This is a genomic window from Microcystis sp. LEGE 08355, assembly GCF_015207185.1.
GTDB classification, from domain to species: Bacteria; Cyanobacteriota; Cyanobacteriia; order Cyanobacteriales; family Microcystaceae; genus Microcystis; species Microcystis panniformis.
The window spans coordinates 1-7,285 of sequence record NZ_JADEXI010000211.1 but is presented as its reverse complement, the minus strand read 5'-3'; the positions used below and the strand labels follow the sequence as shown (position 1 = coordinate 7,285).

7 protein-coding genes are annotated in these 7,285 nt (G+C 44.2%); 4 read left to right on the top strand and 3 right to left on the bottom strand.

What is annotated here, in order from left to right:
* Nucleotides 1–228: 228 nt before the first annotated feature.
* Nucleotides 229–1,395, top strand: a complete 1,167-nt coding sequence (locus tag IQ242_RS12165; protein WP_193960148.1) for a cysteine desulfurase family protein — start codon at nucleotides 229–231, stop codon at nucleotides 1,393–1,395.
* 1 nt (nucleotide 1,396) lies between these two features.
* Here the strand turns inward: IQ242_RS12165 and IQ242_RS12160 are convergent, their stop codons facing one another.
* Nucleotides 1,397–1,594, bottom strand: coding sequence for a hypothetical protein (locus tag IQ242_RS12160; protein ID WP_012264871.1), 198 nt, complete (start codon nucleotides 1,592–1,594; stop codon nucleotides 1,397–1,399).
* Nucleotides 1,595–2,000: 406 nt separating this feature from the next.
* Between IQ242_RS12160 and IQ242_RS12155 the strand changes: the two genes are divergently transcribed.
* Nucleotides 2,001–2,942, top strand: coding sequence for a TIGR04168 family protein (locus IQ242_RS12155; RefSeq protein ID WP_193960147.1), 942 nt, complete (start codon nucleotides 2,001–2,003; stop codon nucleotides 2,940–2,942).
* A 46-nt stretch (nucleotides 2,943–2,988) separates the two neighbouring features.
* On the opposite strand, the gene IQ242_RS12150 is transcribed toward IQ242_RS12155, so the two are convergent.
* Complete coding sequence (locus IQ242_RS12150; RefSeq protein ID WP_193960149.1) at nucleotides 2,989–3,930, bottom strand: hypothetical protein; 942 nt, start codon at nucleotides 3,928–3,930, stop codon at nucleotides 2,989–2,991.
* A 160-nt stretch (nucleotides 3,931–4,090) separates the two neighbouring features.
* Nucleotides 4,091–4,633 carry an NUDIX hydrolase gene (locus tag IQ242_RS12145; protein ID WP_193960146.1) on the bottom strand — a complete coding sequence of 181 codons (543 nt, stop codon included), beginning with the start codon at nucleotides 4,631–4,633 and terminating at the stop codon, nucleotides 4,091–4,093.
* A gap of 107 nt (nucleotides 4,634–4,740) precedes the next feature.
* Here IQ242_RS12145 and ylqF point away from each other — a divergent pair, with 107 nt between their 5' ends.
* The gene (ylqF, locus tag IQ242_RS12140) at nucleotides 4,741–5,580 is read left to right on the top strand and encodes a ribosome biogenesis GTPase YlqF (protein WP_193960145.1); all 840 of its coding nucleotides are present in this window, start codon (nucleotides 4,741–4,743) and stop codon (nucleotides 5,578–5,580) included.
* A gap of 160 nt (nucleotides 5,581–5,740) precedes the next feature.
* Nucleotides 5,741–7,225, top strand: a complete 1,485-nt coding sequence (locus IQ242_RS12135; RefSeq protein ID WP_193960144.1) for a glutamate synthase subunit beta — start codon at nucleotides 5,741–5,743, stop codon at nucleotides 7,223–7,225.
* Nucleotides 7,226–7,285: the final 60 nt, after the last annotated feature.

The following is a 7,285-nucleotide window of genomic DNA, read 5'->3' as shown; positions in this document are numbered from 1 at the left end:
CCCCACTATCCTATACTTTTTAAACAGGATTTAGTATAAGGTAGTGTTGAGCGCACCGTGATGATTAGGATTACTGCTATGGTTATGCCGGTCGTTTTTGTGATCAAGAAACCCGCTTTCTTGAAGAAAACGGGTTTCTTCAAGAAAGAAACCCGTTTTCTAATCTCTTAAGCCGCTAAACTGAGAATAGCTGCTTGTCTGGACTCTCATTTCTCAGATTGTAAAATAATGCAAATTTATCTTGACTATAGCGCCACTACCCCCACTCATCCCCAAGTGATCGAGCGGGTTGCCACTATTCTCCAGCATCATTGGGGCAATCCCTCCAGTTTACACAGTTGGGGACAGGATACGGCGACAGTCATCGAAATGGCCAGAGAACAGGTAGCAGGGTTAATTAATGCCAATCCGGACCAGATTATCTTCACTTCTGGCGGCACGGAAGCCGATAATTTAGCAATTATCGGGGTTGCTCAACATTATAACCGCCCCCGTCATATAATTATTTCTAGTGTGGAACATTCGGCGATCGCTGAACCCTGTAAACAATTAGAGCAGCAAGGTTGGCAAATTACTCGTCTTCCCGTCAATCGTCAAGGTAGAGTTAATCCTTTAGACCTAAAAGCCGCAATTCAAAGCGATACGGTCTTAATTTCCATTATTTACGGACAAAGTGAGGTGGGAACCCTACAACCGATTGAAGAATTGGGCAGCATTGCCAGAGAAAGGGGTGTTCTTTTTCACACCGATGCGGTGCAGGTGGCGGCAAGATGCGATATTGATGTGCGGAAACTGCCCGTAGATTTATTATCTCTTTCTAGCCATAAAATTTATGGAATGCAAGGATCGGGAGCTTTATACGTCAGAGCCGGTGTCGATATTTTACCATTACTGCGGGGCGGTGGTCAGGAAAAAGGTCTGCGATCGGGAACCCAAGCCGTACCAGCGATCGCATCCTTCGGTTTAGCGGCCGAATTAGCCCAAAAAGACTTAATTAGCGAAAAAATGCGTTTAATGGCCTTGCGAGATCGATTATTTGACCTCTTAGCTGATTATCCTTATCTGCTACCCACGGGAGACCGATTCTATCGTTTACCCCACCACGTCAGCTTTATTGTCCGTCCCGACGATAACAGTCAGATCACGGGAAAACAGCTAGTTCGTCAGCTTAATTTAGCCGGAATCGGCATTAGTTCCGGATCCGCCTGTCATAGCGGCAAACTTTCCCCCAGTCCAATTTTAAAAGCTATGGGCTACAGCGATCGAGAAGCATTAGCGGGAATTCGTTTAACCCTGGGAAGGGACACCAGCGCAGCCGATATCGATTGGACGGCTCTAGTATTAAAACAAGTGATCGATCGCTGTTTATCTGCTTTAATTGTTAGCAAGAGTTAGTTTATCCCTCAAATTGCCCTTCGATCAAGATAATTTCGCCAAAATCGGGAATCCATGCCACCCAACGGCCCTGATCCTGTTCACAGAGTAGTAGCGCTTCATCAAAGCTGTATGGAGAGGGAAGCATTCTGAGTTGTACCCATGTGTTTGCTTGGGGGCAAGTAACAACGGCAGTAGTGCGGTATTGTAGTAAAGACATACACAGATCACCCTGATAATTCTGTATCTAAATTTACAAACAAACCGATGACTGTGGGTAACTTTGTTTGAAATCTTTACCTTTTCATTGGTAGTTTGAGAAAAAATCTCTCTTTCTTGCCCACGGTTTTCGACTACCAATCCTAGTTAGGGTTTGCTGAATAAATGTGAAATATAGACGAGGTAAGGGTTTTAGGGTTCTGTTTCGCCCCCACAGATGCAAGATTTTGAGAGAATCGTGGTTCAAAACCTTGCGTCTTCATCGGCCCGCGTCCTGTAGGGGCGAAGCATTCGGGCAATAACCTATCGCTGAAACCGGAGATTTTCTATCCGAATGCTTCGCCCGTACTTTTTGCCGCAAACCCTAGTTATGATCTTTAATGGTAAATGATAGTTGATAACTGGTAATGATAAGTTCTTTCCCTCGCACCTATAAAATCGCCGTCATCGGTGACGTTCACGACCAATGGGAAATAGAAGATAATTTAGCACTAGAAGCTTTACAAGTGGATTTAGCCCTATTTGTCGGCGATTTTGGCAATGAATCCCTAGAAATTGTCGGTCGGATTGCTAGTTTGTCCTTACCAAAAGCCGTTATTCTCGGTAATCATGACGCTTGGTATAGCGCCACCTCCTGGGGACGAAAACAATGTCCCTACGATCGCAATCAAGAAGATCGTGTCACCGCCCAGTTAGAATTATTAGGGGTTGCCCATGTGGGTTACTCAAAACTAGACCTACCCAGTTTAGAGCTTTCGATTGTTGGGGGTCGTCCTTTTACTTGGGGAGGTTCCGAGTGGAAAAATGGGGAATTTTTTCAAGAACGCTATAATATCAGCAGTTTTGCCGAATCTACTGCCAAAATTATCGCTAATATTCAAGATACTGCCTATAATAACCTGATTTTTTTAGGTCACAATGGTCCAGCCGGACTGGGAAAGGAAGCGGAAGCTATCTGTGGTCGCGATTGGCAACCCTTGGGAGGGGACCACGGGGATCCGGATTTAGCGGCGGCCATCGCACAAGCACAGCTATTAGGAAAACAGGTTCCTCTCGTCAGTTTCGGTCATATGCACCACCGTCTCCGTCATACTACTTCCCGTTTACGCAATCCCGTGGTCACTTCCGAGATGGGAACTGTTTATCTGAATGCTGCTAGTGTCCCTCGCATTCTCCACTCCGATACGGGTAAATCTCGCAATTTTTCCCTAGTCACTCTTGAAGAAGGTCTAGTCACAGAAGCATCTTTAATCTGGTTGAACGATAATTTCGAGATTATCAGTAATAGAAAACTTTATCACTCCGGGGCATCAATCGATCACCTATCTCCCCAATCTTGTTATTCTTAATTTACATCTCCCCACACTCCACACCCCAAACCCCACACCCCACTTCCTATAGATAGTTAAGTTTTTGAGCGAGTAGAGGTAAAGCAAGAGCGATAGTAACACTAACAATCATACCGATAAAAGCTTTCAAGGCATCCCCTAAAACCAGTTTACCCGTGGCGGCTAAATTAGGGGTTTCTCTGGTTAAAGTCAGAGAAATTTCTCGACCTCCTAATAAACCTAAAAATACCCAAGTGGTACTCATGGGAATATGATTATAGCCAACGAAAAACAGTAAAATTAAGCCATAAATTAAGTTAATAATTGTTGCAGAACGCGGATCATGGGCGTTAGTTTTGCTAGTGACAATTTTCTCGATTTGACCACCATGATTAATAAAAATGATGGTTTGCAGGAGTAGCATAACTGTTAGAGATAAAACTAACCATGTTGCTGCTAACTTTCTGGGAAGATAGGCGAAAATATTAGCAAAATCTTGCATTAACCATTGACTCCAGAGAAACCCGGTGGATAACCACTGTAAAACTACCCAGATTTTTTGAGGTTCTTTATTAACTGTTTCTAGGAAAAAGTTTTCTAATTGATAAATAATTCGATAGATGACTAACCCCACTATAACAGCAATAGCATAACCCCAAGCGGATTTAACTAACATTTCATCTAGAGATTGGGGAGCAAAAACTGTTAAAACCAAAAAGGTTGTACTCACAGGTATTCCCCAAGTGGTGAGAATTAAAATTGCTAAGGGAGGAACGATATAAATCCAAGTAAAAGTTTCTGGGAAGGGAATCATTTCTAGTCGATTATAAGCCACATCTCCCTGATTAATATACCAACCAGCGATAAAAATCGAGGCTAAGATTATACTGGTGTACAGCCATAAAATCCACCAGGGACGTTCTTCATTGGCACTTAAAAAAGTCCCTAAAGTTTGTAGGGAATCGTTGGCAACAATCGCATAAGCTGATAGAATAAAGCCAGCAATCATAAAAAAATTACTCATAGACAAGTGAAAAAAATAAAACTTAAAGTAATACAAATCCTGTTCAAACAGTAGAGAAAAGCGCAGAGGTAGGAGAGCGGGGAGTGGGGAAGTGGGAATAAACGAAAACTTCATATCTCCCCATTAAGATAACCGCTAGAATTACTTAATTTTGCTTTAAAAAATCCCTCGCTAGATAGAAAGCAGCTAAACTACCAGAGACGGTAATTTCCTGTGGATTAATTGCCTGTAAAGGTCGAAGAATAACTTCAATTTCCTCGGTGACATCTAACTTTTGTTGACCTGTGGGAGTAGCATTAAGAGCCAAAAAAATATGAATTCTGTTAGTATCTTTAACAGGATTATCGTACAAAACAGCCAAAGCTATTAGAGAATCACTTTGATAACCAGTTTCCTCCTCGAATTCCCGATGCGCTGCCGCAGTAATATTATCTTCACCCGCATCCACTGCTCCGGCAGGAAATTCCAATAAAATTTCCTTCACTCCGTGACGATATTGACGGACAAAAACTAATTGATTATCCCCAGTAACTGGAACAACTAACACAATTTCAGGACGAATATTGACAAAATAATCGTCGATAACCTGTCCAGAGGATAACTTCACCGCGTCTTGACGGACTTGACACCAACGATTCTGAAAAACTAGCTCAGATTTAATAATTTGCCATTTTTTTAAATTAGTCATCGATAATCCTGTTATAATTGCAGTGAAATTACTAAACTTTTTCTCAGATAATTATAGCTATCTAGGGACTATTCCTGATAAAATTAAATTTTATCCTCCCATCTCCCATGTCGTTAATTCAATGGTATCCTGGTCATATTGCCAAAGCGGAAAGAAAACTCAAGGAACATCTTAAACTCGTGGATGTGGTCTTAGAAGTGCGCGATGCTCGCATTCCCTTAGCTTCCCATCATCCGCAGGTGGACGATTGGATTGGCAATAAACCGCGCTTGTTAATCTTAAATCGTCTCGATATGATTCCCGAATCTGCCCATCAACAATGGGTAACATGGTTTAAAAGTCAAGGAAAAACCGTCTATTTTACTAACGCTAAACAGGGAGAAAGAGTTAAAGCAATTATCAAAGCGGCGGAAAAAATTGGCGATGAAATTAACCAAAAACGTCAAATAAGAGGAATGTTACCGCGTCCAGTGCGTGCCGTGGTGATTGGGTTTCCCAATGTGGGCAAATCTGCCCTGATTAACCGTTTATTAGGGCGAAAAGTCGTCGCCAGCGCCCGCAGGGCCGGAGTAACGCGACAATTACAATGGGTACGAATTTCCGACACCTTAGAATTATTAGACGCGCCGGGGGTGATTCCTTCCCGTTTAGATAATCAAAGGGATGCGGTGAAATTAGCTATCTGTGAGGATATTGGCGATGCTGGTTATGATAACCAAAGGATAGCGGCGGCTTTTGTCGATTTATTAATAGAATTACACTATGAAGGTCTTTTACAATCTCGTTATGGGTTGAATACTCTAGACATAACCGGGGAAGATTTTATCGAAAAATTGGCCAATCTCAAATATCAAGAAGATAAAGAAAGGGCAGCCATGCAGTTACTCAATGATTTTCGCAAGGGAATAATCGGGGCTATCCCCTTAGAATTGCCCCCTTCCTCTTGAAATCGCCTGTTTTTAACTCAATAGTTAATTACCCAATTTGTCAAAATTACCGCCTGTTAGTCCAGTGAGTTGCCGATAAGATTAAAGAAATCGGTAAAGTTGCGGGATCGATCGAACTGTGAAGGAAGATAGGGAATAAACGACAGAGATAACAAAGACTATGGGCAAACCGACTGGCTTTATCGAATTCCTGCGTGAACTTCCTTCCGAACTTACCCCTCTCGATCGCCTTCATAATTGGGATGAGTTTCATCTTCCCATGCCAGAAGATAAACTCCGCAATCAGGCCGCCCGTTGTATGGATTGTGGTACACCATTTTGTCACACGGGAACGCTAATTAGTGGCATGGCCAGTGGTTGCCCGATTAATAACCTGATTCCCGAATGGAATGATTTAATCTATCGAGGATTGTGGCGAGAAGCCCTCGATCGCCTCCATAAAACCAATAATTTCCCCGAATTTACCGGTAGAGTCTGCCCCGCCCCCTGTGAGGGTTCCTGTGTTCTCGGTATTCATAATCCCCCCGTTACGATCAAAAATATTGAATGTTCGATTATCGACAAGGGTTGGGAATCCGGTTGGATTACTGCCAATCCCCCCGCAATCCGTACCGGCAAAAAAGTGGCCGTAATCGGTTCCGGACCTGCTGGATTAGCGGCCGCCGACCAGTTAAATAAAGCCGGTCACTGGGTGACGGTTTACGAACGGGCCGACCGTCCCGGGGGTCTATTAATGTACGGTATCCCCAACATGAAGTTAGATAAAGAAGAAGTGGTTCTGCGTCGTCTCCAGATGCTCGAACAGGAAGGGGTAAAAATGGTCTGTAACACAGAAGTGGGCAAGGATATCAGCAGCCAAGACCTATTAAACGAATATGATGCCGTGGTTATCTGTACCGGAGCCACCAAACCCCGGGATTTAAACATCGAAGGTCGCCAATTAAAGGGTATTCACTTCGCCATGGAGTTTCTCACCGCTAATACAAAAGCACTATTAGACGGACAGCCCGGGGAAGATTTTATCTCGGCTGCGGGTAAAGACGTGGTAATTATCGGCGGTGGCGACACGGGAACCGACTGTGTGGGGACTTCCCTGCGTCATAACTGCCATAGCGTCACCCAATTAGAAATTATGCCGCAACCGCCCCGAGAACGGGCTGCCGATAATCCCTGGCCCGAATGGCCGAAAATCTACCGTCTGGACTATGGACAAGAGGAAGCGGCCGCCCGTTTTGGCGATGACCCCCGGGTTTATACCACCACAGCAACCAAATTCGAGGGGGATAGCCAGGGTAACGTCACAGGGATTCACACGGTACAAGTGGAATGGCAACGCAACGAAAAAGGACAGTTTATCCCCCAACCAGTGGCAGGAACAGAAAAAGTCATCCCGACGCAATTAGTTCTATTGGCCATGGGATTTTTAGGACCAGAACAGCCTTTACTCGATGATTTGAGACTAGAAAAGGATGCCCGCAGCAATATCAAGGCCGAACACGGTCAATTTGCCACTAGCTTACCGAAAGTCTTTGCAGCGGGGGATTGTCGTCGTGGTCAAAGTTTGGTGGTTTGGGCGATTAATGAAGGCCGCGGGGCTGCCAGGGAATGCGATCGCTTTTTGATGGGGGCGACGGATTTACCGTGAACCAGTAGTTAGGGTTTGCGGCAAAAAGTTTTTTGTGGGGGCAGGGTGTGGGGTGTGGGG